Origin of the sequence: Rheinheimera sp. MM224 (assembly GCF_947090785.1) — a bacterium.
GTDB lineage: Bacteria > Pseudomonadota > Gammaproteobacteria > Enterobacterales > Alteromonadaceae > Pararheinheimera.
Genome location: NZ_OX352320.1, coordinates 4,529,119 through 4,553,284, shown reverse-complemented (window position 1 = coordinate 4,553,284; position 24,166 = coordinate 4,529,119). Strand labels below are relative to the sequence as shown.

14 protein-coding genes are annotated in these 24,166 nt (G+C 48.1%); 6 read left to right on the top strand and 8 right to left on the bottom strand.

Annotated features, from left to right (window positions below; genetic code table 11):
* Window position 1: 1 nt before the first annotated feature.
* From OM978_RS21075 to OM978_RS21055, 5 genes are all read right to left on the bottom strand, one after another.
* On the bottom strand, window positions 2–406 hold the full coding sequence (locus OM978_RS21075) for a VOC family protein (RefSeq protein WP_264344385.1): 405 nt from the start codon (window positions 404–406) through the stop codon (window positions 2–4).
* Window positions 407–569: 163 nt separating this feature from the next.
* Complete coding sequence (locus OM978_RS21070; RefSeq protein ID WP_264344384.1) at window positions 570–5,990, bottom strand: S8 family serine peptidase; 5,421 nt, start codon at window positions 5,988–5,990, stop codon at window positions 570–572.
* A complete protein-coding gene (locus OM978_RS21065) occupies window positions 5,990–10,003 on the bottom strand; it encodes a M36 family metallopeptidase (protein WP_264344383.1) in 4,014 nt (1,337 codons plus the stop codon). The genes OM978_RS21070 and OM978_RS21065 overlap by 1 nt, the downstream gene beginning before the upstream one ends.
* A 535-nt stretch (window positions 10,004–10,538) precedes the next feature.
* Window positions 10,539–12,380 carry a M2 family metallopeptidase gene (locus OM978_RS21060; RefSeq protein WP_264344382.1) on the bottom strand — a complete coding sequence of 614 codons (1,842 nt, stop codon included), beginning with the start codon at window positions 12,378–12,380 and terminating at the stop codon, window positions 10,539–10,541.
* A 60-nt stretch (window positions 12,381–12,440) separates the two neighbouring features.
* Window positions 12,441–15,032: a CHASE domain-containing protein gene (locus OM978_RS21055; protein ID WP_413691247.1), complete on the bottom strand. Its 2,592-nt coding sequence runs from the start codon at window positions 15,030–15,032 to the stop codon at window positions 12,441–12,443.
* Between the two features lie 212 nt (window positions 15,033–15,244).
* On the opposite strand from OM978_RS21055, the gene OM978_RS21050 reads away from it, so the two are divergent.
* Together OM978_RS21050 and OM978_RS21045 are read left to right on the top strand one after the other, a co-directional pair.
* On the top strand, window positions 15,245–17,188 hold the full coding sequence (locus OM978_RS21050; protein ID WP_264344380.1) for a DNA topoisomerase III: 1,944 nt from the start codon (window positions 15,245–15,247) through the stop codon (window positions 17,186–17,188).
* A gap of 83 nt (window positions 17,189–17,271) precedes the next feature.
* The gene (locus OM978_RS21045; protein ID WP_264344379.1) at window positions 17,272–18,030 is read left to right on the top strand and encodes a peptidylprolyl isomerase; all 759 of its coding nucleotides are present in this window, start codon (window positions 17,272–17,274) and stop codon (window positions 18,028–18,030) included.
* 184 nt (window positions 18,031–18,214) lie between these two features.
* Here OM978_RS21045 and OM978_RS21040 read toward each other — a convergent pair whose 3' ends face one another.
* Both OM978_RS21040 and OM978_RS21035 read right to left on the bottom strand, forming a co-directional pair.
* Window positions 18,215–18,850, bottom strand: a complete 636-nt coding sequence (locus OM978_RS21040) for a GntR family transcriptional regulator (protein WP_264344378.1) — start codon at window positions 18,848–18,850, stop codon at window positions 18,215–18,217.
* Window position 18,851: 1 nt separating this feature from the next.
* Window positions 18,852–20,021, bottom strand: a complete 1,170-nt coding sequence (locus tag OM978_RS21035; RefSeq protein ID WP_264344377.1) for a benzoate/H(+) symporter BenE family transporter — start codon at window positions 20,019–20,021, stop codon at window positions 18,852–18,854.
* Window positions 20,022–20,192: 171 nt separating this feature from the next.
* On the opposite strand from OM978_RS21035, the gene OM978_RS21030 reads away from it, so the two are divergent.
* From OM978_RS21030 to OM978_RS21015, 4 genes are read left to right on the top strand one after another with little or no spacing between them, the layout of a single operon-like run.
* A complete protein-coding gene (locus tag OM978_RS21030) occupies window positions 20,193–20,573 on the top strand; it encodes a response regulator transcription factor (RefSeq protein ID WP_264344376.1) in 381 nt (126 codons plus the stop codon).
* On the top strand, window positions 20,570–21,313 hold the full coding sequence (locus tag OM978_RS21025) for a YaiO family outer membrane beta-barrel protein (protein WP_264344375.1): 744 nt from the start codon (window positions 20,570–20,572) through the stop codon (window positions 21,311–21,313). The genes OM978_RS21030 and OM978_RS21025 overlap by 4 nt, the downstream gene beginning before the upstream one ends.
* Window positions 21,294–22,370, top strand: a complete 1,077-nt coding sequence (locus OM978_RS21020) for a HEAT repeat domain-containing protein (RefSeq protein ID WP_264344374.1) — start codon at window positions 21,294–21,296, stop codon at window positions 22,368–22,370. Before OM978_RS21025 ends, OM978_RS21020 begins: the two co-directional genes overlap by 20 nt.
* A complete protein-coding gene (locus OM978_RS21015; protein WP_264344373.1) occupies window positions 22,370–23,836 on the top strand; it encodes a glycosyltransferase family 2 protein in 1,467 nt (488 codons plus the stop codon). Before OM978_RS21020 ends, OM978_RS21015 begins: the two co-directional genes overlap by 1 nt.
* A 12-nt stretch (window positions 23,837–23,848) precedes the next feature.
* On the opposite strand, the gene OM978_RS21010 is transcribed toward OM978_RS21015, so the two are convergent.
* A complete protein-coding gene (locus OM978_RS21010) occupies window positions 23,849–24,055 on the bottom strand; it encodes a cysteine-rich CWC family protein (protein ID WP_264344372.1) in 207 nt (68 codons plus the stop codon).
* Between the last annotated feature and the right edge of the window lie 111 nt (window positions 24,056–24,166).

Genomic DNA, 24,166 nt, shown 5'->3' with positions numbered 1-24,166 from the left:
ATCAACCAGCCACTGCTGCCGGGTCCATCCAGAAAAACTCCCAGATATGACCATCTAAATCCAGCACAGAGCGGCCATACATAAAGCCTAAATCCTGTTTTGCATTGATGTCGGCGGTACCGCCAGCTTTAGCTGCTGCATTACACACCTGATCCACTGCTTCTTTGTTATCACAACTTAAAGCCAGCATCACCTCGCTGCTGCCTGAGTCTGGGATCGGTCTTTGAGTAAAACTCTGCCATTTGGCGTGAGTTAATAACATGACAAAAATATGCTCACTCCAGACCATACAAGCTGCTGTGTCGTCGCTGAACTGCATATTCTGGCTAAAGCCCAGCGCCTGATAAAATTCGATTGCAGCAGCTAAGTTGCTGCAGGGTAAATTCACAAAAAGCATTTTGGCCATAAAGCCCTCCTGTTGGTGATGACTGATAAGCTATTTCTTATACTTCGTTGATTAGTCGGTTCAGGCAAGACAAAATCGACAGGGGATGAAACTATTTTTAGCAGAAATAAATGTGGAGAAAGATAAATAGCCGCCTGGGCAGAACTCAGGCGGCTGTTATTAGTTACGATTTACGGCCTGTCCATCCTCTGAAACCAGCCAGCAACACCAGAAACAGCAGGTAGGAAGAGGCCAGACTGCCACTACTGCCTGTTGTCGCCACAGGTTGTGGCTGCTGTGGTTTTGGTGGAGTGCTGACAGGTGGCGTTTCGGCCACAGCTCCTGGTAAAGCAAACTGCCAGATTTGTGAATTGGCAGTATAGACATTGTCATAACCACCTAAGACAAAACCCGAATGGCTGTTGCTGGCAACGGCTGGCATAGACAAATGCCGCGAGCCAGAGAAAAACAGCTGCCAGCTGCCATTCACCAGGCGTTCGCCGTTAGCCCAGTTGCCCAGTTCCGGATCACCTACACCAAACAGGCTGTAGATTTCACCTTTATGTTTGAGCACACCCATACCATGGCGTGGGTTTAACATCGCAGGTAACTCTGACCATTCCGCTGTTTTTGTATTCAACTGCTGCACAGTTGCGCTGGCAGGGAAAGAGTCATAGTCATAGGTCATCACATAACCGCCCAGCACTGTGATAGTACCTGCTGTTTCATCCACGCTGATACCCGCATTGGCTACAGGCACAGGTAAAGCAGGGCCTTCAGACCACAGATCTGCAACAGGGTCGTAAATATGCACAGCGGAGGAAATATCTTCCATCAGCTCTGGTGGAAACACCCGCTGATTACCTCCTATCACGTAAATTTTCCCCTGCACCACAGCAGCTGATGCCAGCATCAATCCCGACGGCAGCTGAGTCACCAGTTGCCAGGTTTTAGTGTCAGTATCAAAGCTGTAGACCTTATCGGATATCTGGTGATCCTGATCAAAACCACCCAGCATATAGATTTTTTTACCCAGCACTACAGCCTCAGCATAAGTCAGAGCTTCAGGTGCCATCCAGGCTGAATCCGTCACTGATTTTTTACTGCTCAGGTTAAATTTTTCCACCTGAGCTGTAGGGCCGTAGTAAGTAGTTCCACCTAACACCCATAGATCATCGCCAATTTGGGCATAGGCTGTATCAGCGCGCGGCACTGCCATTTCTGCAATTTGCACTGGCCGTTGCGCTACAGCAAAACAAGCGGTATTACTGACCGGGCCTGCAGCAGGTTTAGCTACTAAATGACCGCTGCCGTAGTCGACAGTTGCAGGCACAGTGGCAACAATTTCAGTGTCAGACCAACTTTTTACCACCAGCTCAGTTGCTTTATCACCTTGTTGTAATACAAGTTTGCCTGCGGTGGATCCCAGCTTATGACCACGGACTGCTACCTCTTGTCCAGGTCCTGCAGCTGTAGGAGATGCATGCCATAAAGCGGATTGACCTTGAGGTACTGCTAAGGCCAAATCCAGCTTTAACATGGCTTCAGACACAGATTTTTGCTCAAGCCCAGACTGTTTCTGGCTGCCAGCTAACAAAGCAGCTTTTACATCCAAAGCCGTGGCATAAGGATTGTTTTCCCACACCAAAGCCGCTGCACCTGAGATAAAGGCTGCCGATACAGAGGTGCCATACGAATAGCCATAGCCTTTAAACTCAGACAATAAGTTACGGGCAGTGGTGGTTAATATGGCCTCAGAAGGTGCAGCAATATCCACTGAGGAGCAACCAAAGCTACTGCCAAAACTCACACCTTCAGCATCTGATGCTAAACCCGTTGCAGAAACCATACTGTCTAACTGGAAGGATGCCGGGTACATAGGGCTTTTATCATTGTCCTGGCTATAATTACCAGCTGCAGCCACTATGAGGATGCCCGCTTGCTCAGCTGCCTGAAAAGCCGCCAGTAAAGCCGGACTGTATTGATGTCCGCCCCAGCTGGCATTCAGTATTACTCTGGGCAGTTGCAGCCGTTGCTTGGTCTCAATCAGGTACTCAATGGCTTCGACATAATTGGAATCCCTGCCTAAAAAGATACTGTCCATAGCGCGCAGATTCATCAGCTGAGTGGACCAGCTTACGCCCGCTATACCTTTACCGTTATTGCCTTTGGCGGCAATCACACCAGCAACCGAGGTGCCATGATATCCGGTGTTGTCGTCGTAATATTCCAGTCCGTGTCCGGCAAAGGTATCTATACCGTAGACATCATCTACGTAGCCGTTTTTATCGTCATCCAGATCATTGCCCGGTATTTCAGTCGGGTTAGTCCAGATATTATCGGCTAAATCCTCATGGCCTAAGTCGATACCATCATCCAACACCGCCACTATGACATTGTTGGCGTTGGTGGCGACAGACCAGCCTTCTGGCGCATTGATATCCTGGTCAATCAAACCATAATCACCATTGATGACCTGTCCTGTATTGTCCAGGCCCCATTGAGCTGTGAGGTTAGTATCGTTAGAGGCTGTGCTGAACGGTTTGCGTTGATAGTCAGGCACAACAAATTCTACCTGACCACTACGTATTAACTCTTCGATGGCTTGCGCCTGTGGCACTGAGGTGGTGATCCGCACCATACCCGAGTGAGCATAACTTTGACTGACTTTAGCTTTAATACTACTCAGTGTGGAGCGGCTTTCGGTTGATAGTGTGGCTGAAGTCGCCTTACTTAAGGCTGCATGCTGGTTTTGTTTAAACTTAACAATCAAAGCGCCGCTCTGCTCTGCGCTGCTGTGACGCGCCAGAGGGGAAGGTTGCGTAGTGTTTGCAGGTTCCGCCAATACAGGCATAGCTGACGCCATTAAACCTAAAGCTGCAGCCAGACTGGTTTTACGTCGACGAACCATAGCTAGTGTTAATAAAGACAAGCTGAACAAACCTGCTGAACCACTATGGCTGTTATTGGCCTCTGGTTGTGGTACTGGCAGAGGTGTGGGTTGTTGTACAGGTCTGTCCGCCAGATCAAAACTTAAAATCTGTTGGGAAGGTATATATTCGTATAAACCACCATAACTCACAAAAGTTTCTCCACCAAAAATATAGCCTTTATCCTGGTAGGCAATAGCAGACACGCCTGCCAGTCCTATAGATGCTTCGGTGGCCTGGCGCCAGCCGCCATCCAGCAAGTATTCTCCGTCTTTATTGCCCAGCAGTTTTTCGCCGGCACCATTAAGTGCATAAACCACATCGTTATAGGTGATCATGCTATGGCGGGCTCTGCCTTTGAGCATTGAGGGTAACTCACTCCAGCTATTGGCTCGTGGGTTATACAGCTGCACCTGTTTTAACAGTCCTGCAGCACCATAACCACCTGATACAATTATGCTTTCTCCGTTTGGTGCTAAGGTGGCTGCGCCGCCCCAGAAGGCTTGTGGCATAGGAGCGAGACTGGACCAAATGTTTGTCGTAGGGTCATAACGGTAGGCTGTTTGGGTGTAATCACCAGCTTCAGGATCAAACTGGGTTTGTTTTAAACCACCAAACACATACAACTTGTCGTTCAGCACCACAGCACTGCTGTACGCCAAAGCTTCAGGCATGGCTTTGGCTTTGCTCCAACTACCAGCTTTTGGATCAAACACCTGCAGATCAGCCAGTGGTGCTTTTTTATCGTCCATACCACCTACGACATAAATTTTCCCGTTCAGTGCGGCAGCAGAAGCTGCTCTGGTTGGGATGGGCATCATCCAGCTGGTATCACTGGTTGATTGGGCTGTTTTCAGATCAAACTGTTCCACTGTGGCTGTTGCGCCAAAAGGCGTCCTGCCGCCGATAATCCAGGCTTTGTCATCCAGTTGCACTGTGACAGCTTCAGCTCGGGGCGTGGCTAAAGAGCCGGCTTGTTCAACTGAATCAGAAACATGCATGCAGCTTTGACCCGACCACTGGCTGTTGCTGGCTTTGACCTTGACGGACGCTAAGCCATAAGGGAATTGTTCAGGCAATTGCACTTTGATTTGCTGATCGGCCCATTCAGACACCACCAGGGGTACTTCTTGCCCGTTCACTAAGGCTATGACCTCACCTTTGATAACACCAAAAGTACGGCCTTGAATAGCCAGCTCAGAACCCGGGCGGATCAGTGATGGTGTGACGTGCCAGACCGAAGGCGTAGTTCCCTGATAGCTCAGCGCTTTATCTGCTCTGAGTATGCCTTCAGAGATGGATAAGCCTTGCATATCGGCTGATGGCAGGCTGCTGTTCATCAGTGTACTTTTTACCTGACTCCAGTCCCAGTCCGGATGTTCTGCCCATACCAGAGCAGCTACACCAGAAGTTAAAGCTGCAGAGTACGAAGTTCCTCTATCTATAGCCACTCCGCTACCCACAATAGGACCGAGGATCCACTCGCCAGGCGCCATCAGATCCACTGCAGAGCAGCCGTAGTTGCTGAACTGTTCTTTGCCCAGATAGCTGGTAGCTGCAGCACCTACTGAAATCAGATTGTCACTGCTGTCTGTTGCCGGGTAAAAAGTCACATGGCCGTTATCCAGATCATTGTTCCCTGCCGCTGCAACAATCAGAATACCGGCTTCTGAGGCTGAAGCCAGGGCCTGATGTACGGCTTCGCTGTATTCAAAACCACCAATACTGATATTCAGAATCACTCTGGGCAGTGCAAGGCGGGTTTTGGTCTGAACCAGGTATTCAATGGCTTCAATAATGGCGGAATCTGAAGTGGTGTTAAAGCGCCCGCCAACCACTTTCAGGGCCATAAGTTGCGTATTCCATGCCACACCAGCACCGTAGTTGGTGTTGTTACCTTTGGCTCCTATAATACCCGCCACTAAAGTACCGTGACTGCTGGTGTCCGCCGGGTCACTGGAGAAATCTATCGGAGCTATACCGTAGATATCATCGACATAACCGTTATTGTCATCATCTTCCCAGTTATCCGGAATTTCTCCCGGATTACGCCACATGTTGTCGCTCAGATCTCGCTCGTTACTGTAATCAATACCGCTATCCAGTACGGCCACCAGTACATTGGATGCATCTGTCCGGATATCCCAGGCTTCAGGGGCGTTAATATCGCGGTCACCCAAACCAAAGAGTCGTACCAACGGCTGATACTGGGCAACATCATGCAGGCCCCATTGCCAGGAAAAGAACTCGTCGTTGGGGAAAGTGCTTTGCATTTGACGCTGATAATCAGGCACGGCGTACACAACTTCACCGGAACGCTGCAGTGCATCAATAACCTGACTGACAGGGCGTTCTGATTTAACGACCACTAAACCTGACAGAGGGTAGCTGGCAGTGATAATGGCTCCGGCTGCATCCAACAGGGCCTGCATTTCAGCAGAGACTTGAGGGACCTCTCTGCTGTGTTGTTTTTGGGTGGTACCAGAGTGAAAAGCTGTGACCTGATGATTGGTTTTAAACTTCACAATAACGCCAACAGGTGCCAGTTGTTCTTTACGTAGTTCAGGGCGTTGCAGTAATACCGGAGCATCAGACGCCAGAACTTGTGATGCCATAGCGGACGCCAATGCACTTAATGCAAAAATGGTGCTGCGGGCTGGGGTAAATCGAATCATTATTTGACTCCTTTTGGAGTTTTTAACAAAGAGGCTAAAACTATTCTGCTGCGGCGCAATGCCAGCAGTACTAATGCAGCCGCCAGACTGAATGGGCTACCTGAACCACTGCTTTTTTTCACATCAGCAGCAGGTGGCGGTGGAGGCGGAGTTTCAGCGACGGGTTCAATGCTGACCTGCACACTGTCATCCACAGTCAAGACTCCATCACTGACCTGCAATTTAAATTGCAGCACTGTGGTGCTGTCGACTGAAGGTGCGGTAAATTCAGGTGTCAGACTGGTGGTGCTGCTTAGCGTGACCAGTGGGCCAGCGGTCTGGATCCATTGTTTTTGCAGTTGATCTGTGCCGTCTCTGTCTAGCACCTGACTGTCCAGTTTCACTTGCGCTCTTTCTTTGGCGCTAAAATCAGCACCAGCCTTGACATAAGTTGGTCTGGCATCGCAGCCAGCGGCATTGCTGACCACTTTGCTGAATGGCTGATTACTGATACCGCTGATACTGATGTTATCCACCATCCAGCCGATATCGCCCACTACACCATCAGACACTGACAAGAAACGGAAGCGCGCTGTGGCAGCCGTCAGGCCAGAACCCATGCTCAGCACAGTTTTTTGCATCTGGCCTTCTTCATTAGTTTTACCGATAAACGCGGGCATACCACCGTAAATATCCAGCATTACACCGTTGTAACCGCCTTCGATGAAGCTACCGCCCAACAGGTCGACATTGGTAAAGGAGCCGCCATCCAGACTGACCTGCAGCACGCCGCCGTCATAACCGTATTCCACTCCGTCTGCTTGTCCTGCATATTCGAAGCTAAACCAATGGTCAAAACTAAGTGCCAATTCTTCGCCCGGAACCAATTGCAGTTCTGGTGTGGTCAGGCTGACTTTTGCGCCATAAGGCAAATCAGGACCATGCCAGTAGTGGTTGCTTCCATCCGGGTTTTGCACCTGCCAATCCGGGATCAGCGGGTTTAATACCCTTTGCCAGTCATTCTGGCTGGCTGCAGGAGTTTCCAGATCATCCACTTGTCGCTCGGGGGCCAGATCGAAATTGACATAACTGTCCAGTTTGATAGTCCCAGCCGGTATCACGGTATGGTTGGCATCAGTTGGGTCTGTGAAACTCAGGTTGATGGTTACCGGCTGGCCTGTACTTGCCGTATTCAGTCGGAAGCTGGTCGTAATAGTGCGTTGTTGCTGTGGACCTAATTGAGTAGGTATTACCAGTTTTCCTTCATTGGCAAAACTGATGTCGGCGTCTGAACTCAATTGGGCCTGCAAAGGCTGAGTCAGATTGTCCGTGCCGTAGGTTTGGATGGTAAAAGTGATTGAAGCAGTTTCGGCCTCATCCAATATACCGTCTTTGCTGCAATAGCCTTCGACACCATTGTCATAGCCGTAATCAGTGTTGATCGAAACCACATCAAAACCAGCAGCCTGAGCTATATAACTTTCTTCAATACCTTCATTGGTTTCAGTCCAGCGGTCAGGTCCTTTGGCACCAACACCCATGCCTCGTTTGGCAAAAGCTTTAGCCGCTAGTTGCCAGTCTTTTTCGTCTGTGGCCGCTGTAACCGCCAGAATAGCGTCGCGGGCTTCCAGATAAGTAGGGGCGTCCGGTGTCATTTTTAAGCTGGCGATCAGGTAATCCTGCATCCGCTCGCGGGCTTGTTCAAAGCTGTAGCGTGGGTCATTCAGCAAAGATGCATAAAACTCCCACAGGATATTGGTCCAGATTTCACCTGTCGCATGTACTTCAGCATTGTTTGCGCCGTCCTGACCAAAAGCCAGTGGTGCGGTCTCTGGCAGAGACTCGCCATTGCCCATGTGCTTAAAAGTCATAGGGTAAACGGAGAAATCTGTAGAGTAAGGTGCGCGGCGTATACCAAAATAGGTGTTGTGGGATACATACTGACCTATACCATAAGGACCCTGATACTTGTCATTGCCTGCCACCAGTTTATCTTCAGGGCGAACTGACATGAGCAGCGCGGCCAGGTCACTCCAGCCTTCGCCCATAGCGGCGCCTTGTAAATTGACCAGACCCTGGCTGTTATGCACCAGACGGTTACTGACATAATGGAAAAACTCGTGCGCCACTATGCCGATATCCACAGTACCGTCGTAATCGGTAGAGGCATCCCGCTTCAGACTCAGGCGAACCTGGCCTTGGGTCAGCGCGGCTTGAAGTTCGTCACCCGCTTCTTTAGTGATAGACAAAGTGCCAATTTCAATACTGTCATCTGCGCCAGCCAGAGATAACGGCCGCTCGCCCGCCACATTGTTGGCGATCACTACACCTATAGCGCCTGAGCTTTGAGCATTGGCTGTTTTGGTGACAAAATTACAATTGCCCCGTTGAATCAGTACCAGTTTTCCGGCTACATCAGCGGCGTTGGCAAAAGGAGCTTCACAACCGTCCAGACTATTGTCAGTGCCGTCATCCACTGCAATTAAGTCGCCTTCCACTGCAAAAGTTTCCGGGCCATAGACTGCTGTTCCAAAGGCATAAGGCCCCAGTTCTGCCGGGTTAATTACCTTAACTTCACCTTGTACCGGACCATCCCACAGGTACATTTGCATCCGTGGTCTGGTGCCATCAGACGGGGTGTACATATTGGCATTATTACGACCGCCACCATCCTGACCTTCAGCAAAAATAGGATCGTTCTCTAAACCGCCTCTGCCATAGTTAGTGCGCTGAGCATTACGGGAGGCTTCGTTAAAGCCATTGTCGTACCAGTCGTCGTGCATCCAGTTATTGATATAAAACAGATTGACGACGGCACCTAAACGGGCAGATTCTGTGGTTGGATTGCCATCGGCCACTATATGGTGATCAAAAACACCTGCTGCAGTCATAGGCGCTCTTTTGTCACCCAGTACCGGGTCATAACCGTCTATACCAGCCAGATCGAGGTAGGCATCAACGTTATTGCCCACAGTTTCTGTAGCGCCTTCAGCCAGCCATGGATCCTGAGTGCTGATAGGGCCGTGTTTCAGCGTGACCAGTTGAGTGTCGGCTGGAGTCCGGGCCGGAGCTTGTGACGGATCCCGTGAGGTGCTTGGCAATAACTCATTACCTAAAGGGCTGTCATAAGGGGCTTTAGTGCCAGTACTGTCGGCCCAAACCCTGTAGGTGGCTTCCAGATCGGAAATCTGGTTTTTACGCACCAGCACCCGGCCTGTACTTGCATCGATCACATAACCAAAACCACGTTGCTCCGCGTCATTGGCGGCCAGCACTTCAACATAATAGGCAGCGAGCAGGCTGTTCTGGTTATCGTTCAGGCTGTAGTACAGCGGCTTAGCGCTGGGTTCACCGACTAAGGCCCAGCCTTGTGGTTGGCCTGAAGTCTGAAAACGCTGGATCTGATCTGTGACGGATTGTTGCTTCAGTTTCTGACTCAGCTTTTGTCCTGTCATATCAGCAAAAGCTTTGGCAACAGCTTCTGTCGCTGATAAAGCAAAGCTGCTGCTTGCTTTGGCTTGTTGGGTCGGGGTTTTTGCAAAATAGCCGGAAATAGCCGAAGTATTCAGCTGCCTGTCCATCAGCACATTCAGGCTACGGCCATAGACATCAAGGCCGTTATATTGCTGTTGAAAACGGGCAATCAGTGGGCCTTTGCCTGTGTCGTGTAATTCAACCAGTCTGGCTTGTGCTGCACTTTCTTTGCTGACGCCTAACAGAGCTTGTTGCTGGATCACTTGTCTGGCGAGCTGCTCTGCCGATAGTTTCTGCTGGCTCTGATTGGCATTAACCGGCGTTTTCACCCACAAAAAGGTGCTGCTGCCTAATTGGCTATCAAATTGGGAAGGGTAGCCTCTGAAAACCGGGAGTGGGTTGTTTTCAGTTGCAGCAAGTTGGTAAGGCGTAGTTTGATGTTTTTTATAAATACTTTTGGTGATGGCATTCAGGTCGAAATTTTCCGGTGGTGCTGCCACGCTGCCAAAGCTGACAGCGCTGAATGCAACACCCAATAAAAAAGGTGTGATTTGTCGCATAAAAGTTCCCTAACATAGATCTGGATTACCGGAACAGCGCAAACAGTCCGGCTATTTTTAGTGAGTCAGAACTGGCCATGGATTGGCCTGAACGGCTCTTTTTTATAGGTGTACATCATCCCTTTTTTGGGATTTTATTTAACTTGTGTATACAAGTTGACCCCATCTAAATACAAGAAAATACAAGGTGTCAAATTAATAAAATGTGATCAAAATCAATGTGTTAACTGTTGTTTTGTCTTTGTTCTTATTTGTAATTTTCTGTTTTGGGTTTATGTTTTTCCGGGAAATAACCCAAGCCTGATTCCGTATGGCTTGCATAAGGGAAAAGTGAATTAAGACGGAAGTGTGAACAGCAAAAATTGAGGGTGAAATTACATTTGGATTACAATGTGGCGTAGAAAAGTTGCGCGGAAATAGTAAGTGAAATTGTCTGAAATTATAAGAGAAAAAAGGAACAATAGCGCGGGCTGATGCTCCTTTTGTAAAACTACACAGGTTTTGTAACTTGTCTCAGCAGGATTTTAAAAGGCTGTTACCAGCCGCACTGCCTGTCTTTGTTTTGCTCATCCAGCCAGGTTTTTAACGGTGCAAAATAGGCCAGAATGGCGCTGGAATCCATTTCTGGTTTGCCTGTTAATTTGGCTAAAGCTTCCTGCCATGGGCGGCTTGAACCCATTTCCAGCATTTCGTTTAATGCAGCACCTGCTTCTTTGCTGTTGTAGATTGAACAGCGGTGAATAGCGCCTGTGTCACCAGCTTTTTCACATAAAGCTTTGTGAAACTGGAATTGCAGAATATGAGCGAGGAAATAACGGGTATAAGGTGTATTGCCCGGCACATGGTATTTAGCTCCAGCGTCAAAATCTGCTTCTGTGCGGGCGATTGGCGCTGCCACACCCTGATATTGTTCACGTAATTTCCACCAGGCTTCGTTGTATTGCTCTGGTTTTACCTGGCCGGAAAATACCTGCCAGCGCCACTGGTCAACTAACAAACCAAAAGGCAGGAAAGCCACTTTATCCAAGGCCAGTTTCAGTAATAAACCAATATCTTTCGACTCGTCCGGAATTTGCTCCAGTAAGCCAATTTGTTGCAAATATTTTGGCGTGACTGACAAGGCTATGGTGTCGCCAATGGCTTCATGGAAACCATCATTAGCACTTTCCTGATAAAACACCGGCTGGTTTTTATATGCACGTTGGTAGAAGTTATGCCCCAGTTCGTGGTGGATCACTGAAAACTCTTCGCCAGTGCGCTGAATACACATTTTGATACGTAAATCGTCTTTGGCGTCTAAATCCCAGGCTGATGCATGGCACACCACATCCCTGTCTTTAGGCTGAACAAATAAAGAACGGGTCCAGAAGGTTTCAGGTAAAGGCGCAAAACCTAATGAGGTGAAAAAGCCTTCAGCCCCTTTGACCATTTTTAGCTCGTCATAGCCTTTGTCAGCCAGCAGCTTGGTGACGTCATAGCCCGGATCGGCATCTGCTGGTGCTACTAAATCATAAATATTGCCCCAACTTTGCGCCCACATATTGCCCAGCAAATGTGCAGGGATAGGTTTGTTCAGTGGCACTTTGTCGGCACCGTATTTTTCCGATAACTTAGCCCGTACATGGCAATGCAAAGCGTCGTATAAAGGTTTGACTGCGCCCCATTGTTTATCCAGCTCAAGCGCAAAGGCATTGGGGTCCATATCGTATTTTGAACGCCACATAGCTCCTGTGTCGGCATAACCCAGCTCTTTGGCACCTTCGTTCGCCAGTTCCACCTGTCGTACATAAATAGGCTTCATAGGTGCAGCTGTATTGTGCCAGCCAGTCCACATTTCCAGTTGTTCGTCATAGCTGCGTGAGCTTGCCATAGTGCTGGACATCTGACCTAAATCCAGGCAATTATCCGGTGTTTTACAGTACTTACCCTTGCCATACATGGCATTTAATTTGGCGACAATGCCGGATAACTCTTCAGTTTTGGCTTTGTCCTGCGGCGCTGCTAAAGTCAGTGCCTGCTTTAATTTGTCCAGTTGACGGCGGGTGTCGTAATCCACTTCTGTGTCATTAAAACGTGCAGCCTGATTCGCTAAACGCACCACCATTTCTGTCAGCTTCTGGCCTGCAGCAGCAGATAAAGCTTCGGTATCTTCGGTGATAAAGTTCGATGCTATCCAGTCGGCACGATTGACTTCAAGCAATAAAGTGCTGAATTCATCTCCGGCCGCTTTGACAAAAGCTTTGGCTTCTTCAGCTGTAGCCTGGGTGGCAACAGCTTTGGTTTCTGCCGGATCTGCGGCTTTTTCGCCACAAGCGGTCAGTAGTAAGGCAGAGCTGACCAACACAGCGGTCAGACTGAGTTTATAGATAGGTTTCATGGATTTACCTTTTTGTTATGTGATTAAGTGGCACAGCGGTTTTGAGTATATACAAGCTTATTAATCCTGCAGCGGTGTTTTTTCGTGACGACTTAGTTGTTGGTAATACGGAAAAGTCAGGCTAAAGCAGGTGCCTTTGCCCATTTCTGATTCGAAGTTGATAGTGCCCTGCATCATTTCAACCAGAGTTTTGCTGATATTTAAACCCAGGCCAGACCCCTGATTACTGCGGCTGTCTGAACTATCGGCCTGAGCAAATTTTTGGAAAATTTTGCTACGGAAAGATTCTGCTATACCGGCCCCCTGATCTTTGACCTGTATCACCAACTGACCTTCTTTTACCTGATAACTCAATTTCACCACAGAGTGACTGGGCGAAAATTTAATGGCATTGGAGATTAAATTCGACAGAATTTGCAGCAAGCGAAATTTGTCCTGATACAGATAAACTGGCATGGCATCTGGTGATGTAATTAAATCCAGCCGCACTAAATACTTATCGGCATAGGCCTGATTTTGCAGTTTGGCCTCCTGTAATAAAGCTGAAATTTCTACTTCTGACGGTTGTAATTTCAGCTGACCAAACTCCAGTTTTTCAATATCCAGAATATCGTTTACCAGCCTTACCAGTCGATCTGTATTGGTTTTGGCAATTTGCACCAGCTGTTGCGCTGCAGAGGGTAATTCACCAACTACACCACCAGCCAATAAGCCTAAGGAGCCGTTAATCGATGTTAGGGGGGTACGCAGTTCATGGCTGACGGTTGAGATAAACTCACTTTTCATTCGGTCTATTTTTTTACGTTCACGTAAGTCATGCAGCATCAGGGTGTACAAATGTTTATCTGCGGTATCGACCCGGCTTAAGCCCATTTCCAGTGGAATTTGTTGGCCATCTTCACCCAGCCCCGTGACTTCAACGGTATGACCCACCCATAAATTCAGCTGCTCTATAGTTAAGGGTTGCAACAATTGATGATTTTTATGTTCAGGCAAACACGCCAATAACTTACTGACTGGCTGACGTAAAAGCGCCGGCATCGCATAACCAAACAGTAAGGTGGTTTCTTTGTTGATCCGCTCGATCAACCCTTGTTGATCCACTATCACAATAGATTCAATAGCGTTATCCAGAATCGAGCTCAGCTCTTTGGTGCGCTGAGTGATTAAATGCTCAATGCGTGCTGAGCGCCCTGTCAGTACCAGCAAGAAAATACCTAATAAGCTACACAGCACCAAGCCACCCGTTAAAACATACCAGCTTTGTTGGCCTGAATTCAGATTGAGCATGGATTTACTGGGAACCAGTTGCAGCTCTAATGAGCGTCCGGCATGTGACCAATGCCGGGTCCAGGTCAGATAACGCGCCTGAGCCGGTAAATCCGGTACTGAGCCGTAATAAGATAATCCTGTGCCTAAATCCCTGATTTGCAGATGGAATTCTGATGTATCGTATTGGCTTAAACTGGTCTGTACTAATTGCTCTGTTTCAAAAATGCCACAAATAAAACCACGGATTTGTTTGCGTTTATCTTCGACACTCTCTGGAATAATACCCTTGTGGTACACGGGAATAAAAAACATCAAGGCCGCATTTCCGCTGACCAGCCGTACAGGGGCTGTAATGCTGATACTGCCTGAATCTATTGCATAATCCATGGCCTCTTTTCGTGTTGGATCTGCAGCTATATCCAGCCCGGCCAAAGACTTATCGCCAGAGGCCGAGGCCATATACCGAATCACACTGTAATGTGGGCGTTGTGCTGCAAGCCTGACCCCTGGGTTGGCATATTCTTTAAAGCTGGTATGAAGTTGTGCCTCTACTGAAGCCCTTTGTTGATGTGGTACTTGCTCTATCCAATCAAAAAATAATACGCCAGCTTCCTGCCAGGGGTAGTCCTGCAAGAACTGCTGGAACATCACTTCTGTCACCTCAGGCTGAGTAGCAAACAGCCGCTCCAGCATATGCATTTGCTGCAGCACTTTACTGACTCTGAACTGGAAGGTGGCACTGATTTGCTCTGACTGATCAAAGAATCTTTGCTGCAAACTTTGATTGTACTGAAAACGTGCCAGTACAAATAAAGCCACAACCAAGGCTGTGCAGACCAACAAAGGTAAACCTACGGTCAGCCAACGTGTACGCCACAAAGGTCGGGGTTTGGCGAATACCATAAACACGAGCGGTATCGCAATCATCACCCCAATCATGTCGCCAACCCACCAGGTAAACCAGTTCAGCCCAGCAGTGTGAGTCGTGACTATGCCATAGCGATATAACACCAAAGTGGAGAAGGTAGAGCTAATTAAGCAGGCCAAAGGGCCAGCCAGGAAAAACAACCAGAGAATGCTTTTTTCAAAGGTCAGAGCGCTATGAAAGTTGGCGAAACGACGAATGGACCAGTATGCAAAAGCGACAGTCAAGCTGGTAATAGTGGCCATGCTGATGCTAAAGATAATTTTATCAGGCCAGGTTAAATCTTCTGGCCAGTCAGGCTGAACCAGTTTAAATGCCAATGAGCCTAAAAAGGCTCCAACCAACATGGGGTAACCCCATAACAAGGCGGCGGCAATAGCCAGACCCAAAGACGGAAATACTGATGTTGCCATACCTGGCGCTATCGCCAGCAAGATAGCTAGCTGGCCGAACACAAAATAGGCAAGAGCCAGCAGAAGGATCCGCAACAGAGTTAAACTTGGAGCTGAAATTTTAATCAATGCTGACAGTTCACCAAAGCAGGTTCCGGTTTTTCCCGGCAAAACCTTAGCTTACTCCGTGCCTGACAGAAAACAAATGCTCCAGCCTTTGCTTTTTTAGGAAAACTGCGGTTAAATCAACTGTTTTTTCATACAGTGATTTTCCGATGAGATTGTATATTGCCGAAAAGCCCAGTATGGCCCGCGCTATTGCCGACGCCTTTGGAGCACATCAAAAACAACAGGGTTATCTGCAACTTAGTAATGGCGACAAAGTCAGTTGGTGCCTTGGGCATTTGTTGGAACAGGCCGAACCAGAAGCTTATGATCCGGTATTTAAAAGCTGGAGGTTGGAGCATTTACCTATACTGCCAGAGCAGTGGAAACTGGTGGCCAAAACACAAAGCAAAGCCCAATTGAAAATTCTGACTCAACTGATTAAAGAGGCGACAGAACTGGTACATGCCGGCGATCCGGATCGGGAAGGTCAGTTGCTGGTCGACGAAGTGCTGCAACACAGCAAAGTCAGTCAAACTAAACTTAAACAAACTAAAAGACTGCTGTTAAACGATTTAACCCCAGCCGCTGTGCGCCTGGCGTTGCAGCAGTTAAAAATGAATTCTGAGTTTGCACCTTTGTCGCAAAGTGCATTAGCCCGCAGCAGAGCCGACTGGTTGTATGGTATTAACTTAACCAGGGCTTATACCTTACATGGTCAAAAGCAAGGTTATCAGGGCGTGTTATCAGTAGGCCGGGTGCAAACTCCGGTGCTGGGCTTAGTGGTACAACGTGATTTGCAAATCGAAAACTTTGTTAGCCGTGATTTTTACCAGGTGAAGGCGCATTTAACAGGAGCCGACTGGCCTTTTAGTGCTATCTGGCAACCCAGCGAAGCTTGTGCTCCTTATCAGGATGAAGAGGGCCGGGTGCTCAATCGCGAACTGGCAGAACTGGTTCAGCGCAAAACCAGCCATCAAGCCGCTGTGGTAGAACAAGTGCAGCAGTTACCGAAAAAGCAGTACGTGCCTTTGCCTTTTAGTTTGTCGGCTTTGCAGATTGAAGCGGCAAAACTCTACGGCATGACAGCGCAACAAGTGTTGGATACCTGTCAGCAATTGTATGAACGTCACCAACTTATTACTTACCCGCGTTCGGATTGCCGGCATTTACCAGAGCAGCAATTTAGCCAGTCTGCTGCTGTCTGCCGGGCTATAGTGGCGAACAGTCCAGAGCTTGCAGAGATGCAACAGCACACCAGTATGTGCCTGCGCAGTAAAGCCTGGGATGACAGCAAAATTACCGCTCACCACGCTATTATTCCTACCGATAAAGCGCTGAAATCAGCCAGCCTGAATGGCTTTGAAGCTAAATTGTATTGGCTGATAGCGCGGCAGTTTTTGTGGCAGTTTTTCCCGCCATTTTGTTACCTGGAGCAGCAGGCGCTGATTAAAATTGCTGGAGGTTTATTTAAAGCTCAGGCCAGGCTGGTGCAGTCTCAGGGCTGGAAGGCTTTTTATAAGGCCAGCCAGAAAGAAGATCAGGACGAGGATGCTGATGAGCAACAAAGTTTGCCGCCTTTAACCAAAGGCCAACAGTTGCAGTCCGGTCAGTCTGAGTTATTATCGAAACAAACCCAGCCACCGGCTTATTTCACCGATGCCACTTTATTGGCAGCCATGACGGGGATCAGCCGTTTTGTCACAGACCCACAATTAAAACGTATTTTAAAAGAAACTGCTGGTTTGGGTACTGAAGCCACCCGGGCCGGTATTCTGGAGTTGCTCTTCAAGCGGGGTTATTTACAACGCCAGGGCAAACAAGTTCGGGCCAGTCAGTTGGGGCGGGTTTTTATCCAAAGTTTACCGCCACGTATCACAGCACCTGATTTAACCGCTTTATGGGAAGCTCAGCTGGAACAGATTTGCCATCAACAACAAGACTATCCTCAGTTTATGGCGCAGTTGCAGCCCGAAATTATCAGTCTGGTACAACATGCGCAGGTGTCCGCTGAAATCGCCAAAACAGCCCCTCAACAAAAGCCTGCTTATCAGAAAAAAAGACGCTTTGCTGCTAAGGGGGCCGCAACTAAAAGGGTTAACAAAGTTGTTTAGTTCGTTACCAATTGTAATGGAACTGGATTGAGCTTGGGCTCTTGGATTAAAGTCGGAGCACTTTATAATCAGAGAGCCATACCATGTTGAAAAAATCTGTACTTGCGACCACTTTTGCCGCCGCTTTAGCTGTCAGCCATAACGCTGCCGCTACTATTGTTTTGGTAGAAACCAATATGGGTGATTTTGAAATCAACCTGTTTGACCAAACTACACCAAAAACTGTGGCGAATTTCCTGACTTACGTCAAAGATGGCTCTTATAACAATTCTGCATTTCAGCGGTTAGTTAAAGACTTCATTATTCAGAGCGGTAAGCGTTACACCGGCAATAACACAGCTCCTTTTATTGATATTCCGCAACGAGCTCCGGTAGAAAACGAACCAAAGTGGTCGAATGTGCGTGGTACTGTGGCTATGGCAAAAAGACCAAATCTTCCGCACAGTGGAACTAATCAGTGGTTTGTGAACATCAAAGACAACTCCAGCAATCTGGACAGACAAAACGATGGTTTTACCGTCTTCGGTGTAGTAACGGGCACAGGTATGTCTATTGTTGACAGCATGAATAGCCTGTATGTGCTGGGCGGCGCTTTTATAGAAGCACCGGTACGCAATTACACAGCTGCAGATCTGGCGAATAAGGTTCCTGTTACAGCAGCCAATATAGTGACCATTGAACGTATTACCGTGATTAACGACAGCCCTACTACAGCAGCAAACCTGAATCCGGTGCCAAATACTCTGGCAGGTAAAGACGAAGGTTCAAGCAGCGGCTCTTCAGCACCAACTTTATTGATGGTTCTGGCAGGTTTAGCCTTCTGGCGTCGTCGCAAGGTATAAGCCCTTCGTACTTGAAGCTGCAGCTTTGTTGACTGCATGCTCTCGCCCCAGTTGTTTGTGGCATATGGTTGTTGGCATGATTGGCGAGTTCTCGCCTCAACCCAATTGCACATAGGTAAACTATGCTCCTGGGGGTCTCACGCTCTTGTCGCCTCGCTGCAACATCAATTACTTTGGGTAACAACTATTTGGTTAAGAGACGCAGGTGAGCCACCAATAACTCACCTGCCTGTTGAATATGCTGCTGTAGTAAAGCTACGGCAGCATCTAATTGTTGTGAGCGCAGTAACTCCAGCAATTGCCAATGTTCCTGATGGCTGGTCTCTGCGTAATTCAGACTGATTTCCTGAAAACCTAAATAACGCTCCACCTGCTGGTGCAGGCTGTGCAGTAAACGCAGCAAATGTGGGCAATTGCTTGCCTGATATAATATCAGGTGAAACTGCCAATTGAGTGCGCCACTGTCTGCTGCAGATAAATTCTGATCCTGCTCAATTCGATGCAATAAATCTTCAGCCTGGCCAAGCAGACTAAAACTGAGCTGGGGAAAAGCACGGCGTAGCGCCATAGGCTCCAACTGCAAACGGATTTGATACAACTCTTCGGCTTCTGTTGCTGTTAAAGGTGGCACCATTAAACTGGCTTTACCTGCCATCACCAATAACGCTTCAGCTTTGAGTTGCTGTAATGCATCCCGCACTGGAATGCGGCTAACCTGATAATACTCCGATAACTTTTGCTGATTCAGCACCGCACCCGCTGGCCAAAGGCCCTGGCGAATATCCTGCTTTAACTGTTGATACAAACTGGCTTTGGTCATATTAAACTGCCTTTTTCTGTGGCAGTTTTAACGCTAGCATGCACACTAATCCAGCCACTAAACCCCAAAAGGCAGAAGCAATACCAAAAAAATTCACGCCAGAGACAGTCACCAGCAAAGTAACTATGGCCGCTTCTCTATGCGGCCCCGCCTGGGTGGTCAGGGCTAAATTAGTGCCTATAGTGCCAAGCAAAGCTAAACCTGCCAAAGCAGTGACCAAAGTGGTTGGAAAGGCGGCAAATAAAGCAACAACTGCAGCGCCAGCCAAGCCGGTCAATAAGTAAAAAATACCTGCAGCTACACCTGCGCTGTATCTTTTGGCGGGGTCGGCATGGGCTTCAGGGCTGGCGCAAATAGCAGCGGTGATAGCAGCTAGATTGATAGAAAAGGCCCCAAGCGGCGCCAGCACCAGAGTGGTAAAAGCGCTAGCGTTAATCAGTGGCGACACCGGCAGGCTGTAACCGCTGCTTTTAATCACCGCTAAACCCGGGATGTTTTGTGAGGTTAAAGTGACAATAAAAAGTGGCAAACCTACACCTATTAAAGCGCTGATGGACCACTCCGGCCAAATCCAGACTGGAGCTGGCCAGTCAAAATGCACTTGCGCAAGGCTGAGTTGACCTTGCAAACTGGCATAAAGCACGGCCACCACTAATACCAATGGAATAGCGTAGCGAGGCAGATACTGTTTACTGACCAGGTAAGTCACACACATCAGTCCAACCAGCCATAAATCCTGCTGCAAGGAGGTGAAAATCGACAAACCAAAGTTAAATAAAATACCGGCCAGCATGGCAGAGGCAATTTGTAGCGGAATTTTATTGCTGAGTTTTTCAAACCAGCCAGTCAGGCCAAGCAACAAACTTAAAGCGGCAGCGAAGATAAACACACCAACAGCTTCGGCCAAACTGAGTCCCTGCAAACTACTGACTAAAAGTGCAGCGCCCGGCGTGGACCAGGCCGTTAGTACTGGTGCTTTAAAATACAAAGACAAGCCAATACAGGTCAGGCCCATGCCAAGACCCAAGGCTAAAATCCAGGATGCCATCATAGCCTGATCGGCGCCCGCAGCGGCGGCGGCCTGAAATACAATAGCCACTGAGCTGGCAAAGCCCACTAATACAGCCACAAAACCAGCAGCGATGGCTGATAAGCTAAAGTCGCGCCACATTGGATGTCACCTGAATGATATTTTTGGATACATTAAATTAATTTGTATACAAAATATAGTGCAAACGTTTTATTTGCGGTCTACAGATGTCTTTTTTTTCTATAGCTTGAACAAGCAGGCGAATTAGCTTAAGAAAGTAGCGAGGACAGCCGGATCTGTGGAGTGGTATTGATGAGTGCTAAAACGGTGTTGCTGGTTGAGGATGATGAACTAATTGGCAAGTTATTAGTTTTTATTTTACAACGTGATGGCTATCAGGTGGAATGGCTGAAAGATGGTCAGCAGGCGCAGGAGTTGGTGTTGTCCGGTCGCGATTTTAATGCTGTGGTGCTGGATTTAATGCTGCCGTTTTTTGACGGTTTGTTTTTGCTGGAGTTGATCCGCAATCAATCCACAATGGCTAAGGTACCCGTATTAATTCTGACGTCCAAAATGGGTGAAGAAGACATAGCGCTTGCGCTGAAAAAAGGTGCTGATGATTACTTGATCAAACCATTTCAACCGCCTGAACTGAGCGCTCGTTTACGTCGTCTTATAGGAAAACAGGGATGAGCAAAAACTCTGTCTTGATGCTTGCGGCTTTATTACCTGCGGTTTGTATAGCTGCCGGTAGTTATCAACTGGAAACCGGAGCGGGTTATGAACAATTGTCGGATAGTTTTGCCGATGGCTCATTTTATTATGCTGGTTTACGTCATGCGACTGCAGATTACGGTTGGGGCGCACGCTGGCAGCGCAGTAAGCGTTTTGACTTAAAAGATCAGGAATGGCTGACGGATGCTTACTATAAAATCAGCGATAATCTGACCTGGTTGGGCCAAGCCGCTTATAGCCCACAAAACAGAGTGCGTCCTGAATTATCTGTTGGCAATCAATTAGCCTGGCAGTGGACCAAAGGCTGGGTCGTGACGCCTGGAATTGCGATTTCCAATGATGATCAGCAGGACAGTCGCAGCTACAGCCTGATGAACGAACATTACAGCGGTTCATGGCGTTATGCCTATACTTTGTACCACTCCAGACCTGAAGATACGGGCTCCGCTAATACTCATGTACTGCAGACCAGTTATTACTTTAACGATACGGATTCGCTCACTGCCTTATTTGTGAAAGGTAAAGAGCTGGAACGTTTACCAAATCGTGTTCTGGTGATGGATGTTACCCGTATCGGTTTGTTTGGCCAATTCTCTTTTGCCGACGACTGGAGCATGTTGTACAACCTGAGTTGGTCTGAACAGGATGTGTTATATGAAAAAACCGAGGTGGGTTTAGGTGTCCGATACAGACTCTGATGTGATAGTGCAATTGGTGTGGTACAGCAGCGCCGTGTTATTGCTGATGACACTGTTGCTGCTGTTACTGACCCTTTTTATGCATTATGAAAGACGACAGCGTGATAAAAGCCGTCAACAAGCCACTGAGCAATGGACTCCTATCTTGTTTTCCTGGATTTATTCGCCGGAAGATAATGCCGGGCCTTTGCCGGAGCTGGATGCTGAACGTTTTGGCTTTGTGGTGCAGCTATGGTTGCAACTTGAGCAAACAGTGCGTGGAAGTGCATCTAACCGGCTGGCTGAACTGGCGCAACGTCTGAATTTAATTCCGGTGATGAAACAATGGCTGCACGGTTACAGCACAGATAAAAAACTCACAGCTATTATGGCGTTGGGCATAGTGCAGGAGAAGTCTGCTTTTGCTGATCTGATCCCTCATGTATTGGACAAACGGACTATTTTCTCATTGGTGGCAGCCAGAGCTTTATTGGCCATAGATCCAAAGCTGGGACTACCAGTGATTTTGTGTCAAATTCATCGGGATGATTGGTCTGTCAGTCGACTGGCTGGTCTGTTGGTACGCCTGCGTCACGATCTGGTTGTGAGGTCCATTACAGAGTGCGCCGAAAAAGCTACGGCTAAAGAGCTGAGGCGCCTGATCAAACTAATGCATATTCTATCACCCATCGACAGTCAGCCACTGATCCTGCACGCCTTAGTGCAATACCCAAATGAAATGGAACTGCTGACTACAGCTTTTGCCAGTGCAGTGTCCCCCGACTTGTTGCCATTATTACGTCAGCAGGTGAGTAATCCACAGTGGGAAGTCCGGGTGCAGTTAGCCAAAGCTTTAGCCAGACTAGGCGACAGTTCAGATGCGTCTTTATTGCTGCAGATGTTATCAGACTCCAATTGGTGGGTACGTTATCGTGCAGCCCAAAGCCTGATGGCCTTGCCCGGTATTGAGAATGAACAGCTACAGTTGTGGCACCAGCAACTGACGGACCCTTTTGCTATTGCTATTTTGTCGCAGGTGAAGGAAGAACAACAGCGCCAGCAACAAGGGAGAACCTGATGGAGAATGGCTGGTTACAGCAGGTGATAGATCTGACGCATCAGTGGATACAGCAGTTAGATCTTGCCCCCTGGCTGGTACCTTTACAATGGCTGTTGGTCGGCTATTTTGTCTGTTTATCTGCAGGCTACCTGATCCTGAATTTAGTAGCTTTGTTGGTGATGCGCAGTCATATTCAGTCGGCACGCACTGAACTGCTGCCAGCCAGTTATGCCAGCTTTTTAACCCCTATTTCTGTGCTGGTGCCTGCCTACAACGAGCAGGAAACTATAGCCAGTTCGGTCTTGTCCTTATTGCAACTGACCTACCCTGAATACGAAGTGATCGTCATCAACGATGGCTCAAAAGACGATACTTTACAGGTGCTCAAAGACAGTTTTTCTTTAACTTTGTCATCAGCCACTTGCCCATTACGTTTACCTTGCCAGCAAATTCGTGGCATTTATCAGTCCAGCCGCTACCCAAATTTAAAAGTGATAGATAAAGCCAATGGCGGTAAGGCCGATGCGTTAAATGCCGGGGTGAATTTGTCGCGTTTTCCGCTGTTTTGTGGTGTCGACGCCGACTCCATTTTGCAGCGTGACAGCTTACTGCGCATTATCCGGCCTTTTCTGGAAGACCCTGACGCTATTGCTGCTGGCGGCACTGTACGCATCGCCAATGGCTGTCAGGTAAAAGATGGTTTGTTATTAAAAGCGGCTTTACCCAACAAACTATTGCCCCAATTGCAAATAGTCGAATATCTGCGTGGTTTCTTATTTGGTCGTCTGGGCTGGTCGTCTTTGAATGCTCTACTGATCATCAGTGGTGCTTTTGGTTTGTTTAAAAAAGATCTGGTGATTGAAGTGGGAGGCTACCGGCATAAAACCATAGGCGAAGATATGGAGCTGGTGGTGCGGATGCATAAACATATGCGGCTGAACAACCGGAAATACAGGATCTATTTTATTCCTGACCCTGTGTGCTGGACTGAAGCGCCGGAAGATTTGGCCACTTTGGCACAGCAAAGGGTGCGCTGGCAGCGTGGTTTGCTGGAAAGCTTAGGTGCTAATATGTCGTTGTTATTTCACCCTAAATCCGGCGCAGTCGGTTGGCTGGCTTTTCCTTTTGCCTTGTTATTTGAAGCCTTAGGACCTGCGCTGGAAGTGCTGGGTTATTTCTTTATGTTGTTTACCTGGCTTGCTGGTTGGTTAGACCCAGCCGCTTTATTGGCTTTTTTAGTAGTGACTATAGGTTTTGGCATACTGATTTCTGTAGTAGCGCTGGTGCTGGAAGAAATGTCGTATCCGGTGTATCCGGGGGGGCGCAGCATAATGCGGTTATTTTTAATGGCGGTGCTGGAAAACTTTGGTTATCGCCAACTGAACTCCTGGTGGCGTTTAAAAGGTTTATGGCTTTGGGCGCGTAACAGTAAAAGCAGCTGGGGCACGATGAAACGTTCAGGTAAATGGCAAAACACTAAATAATCCCGAGTTTTATTACAGGGGCTTATACTGCTGTACTGGCTCTGCCGGTTTTATAAAACGCTCTAAACAAGCACTACAAATGCAGCTACTTTGGTCCGGCGCTTGCGACAGCAGTTCAGCAGGAAACTTCTGCTGCATACACCAACACTGGTTTTGTTCAGCAGTGCCGGCTTTGCATAAATTGGCTTGCTGACATAAAGGGCATAGTTGCTCAGACATAACATTTCTCTGTTTCTACTTCCTTTTACTATACCTCAGTGAGTCTGATCTGGTTGAAATCATTAAGTGTTGGCAACTGATTTTTGGTATGCTCTTTGCCATCAGATCAGG

Coding starts and splice junctions, on each gene's coding strand:
- OM978_RS21040 (WP_264344378.1), bottom strand. CDS start 18,850: ATGACCAAAGCCAGTTTGTATCAACAGTTAAAGCAGGATATTCGCCAG.
- OM978_RS21030 (WP_264344376.1), top strand. CDS start 20,193: ATGAGTGCTAAAACGGTGTTGCTGGTTGAGGATGATGAACTAATTGGC.
- OM978_RS21035 (WP_264344377.1), bottom strand. CDS start 20,021: ATGTGGCGCGACTTTAGCTTATCAGCCATCGCTGCTGGTTTTGTGGCT.
- OM978_RS21025 (WP_264344375.1), top strand. CDS start 20,570: ATGAGCAAAAACTCTGTCTTGATGCTTGCGGCTTTATTACCTGCGGTT.
- OM978_RS21010 (WP_264344372.1), bottom strand. CDS start 24,055: ATGTCTGAGCAACTATGCCCTTTATGTCAGCAAGCCAATTTATGCAAA.
- OM978_RS21070 (WP_264344384.1), bottom strand. CDS start 5,990: ATGATTCGATTTACCCCAGCCCGCAGCACCATTTTTGCATTAAGTGCA.
- OM978_RS21060 (WP_264344382.1), bottom strand. CDS start 12,380: ATGAAACCTATCTATAAACTCAGTCTGACCGCTGTGTTGGTCAGCTCT.
- OM978_RS21065 (WP_264344383.1), bottom strand. CDS start 10,003: ATGCGACAAATCACACCTTTTTTATTGGGTGTTGCATTCAGCGCTGTC.
- OM978_RS21045 (WP_264344379.1), top strand. CDS start 17,272: ATGTTGAAAAAATCTGTACTTGCGACCACTTTTGCCGCCGCTTTAGCT.
- OM978_RS21050 (WP_264344380.1), top strand. CDS start 15,245: ATGAGATTGTATATTGCCGAAAAGCCCAGTATGGCCCGCGCTATTGCC.
- OM978_RS21015 (WP_264344373.1), top strand. CDS start 22,370: ATGGAGAATGGCTGGTTACAGCAGGTGATAGATCTGACGCATCAGTGG.
- OM978_RS21075 (WP_264344385.1), bottom strand. CDS start 406: ATGGCCAAAATGCTTTTTGTGAATTTACCCTGCAGCAACTTAGCTGCT.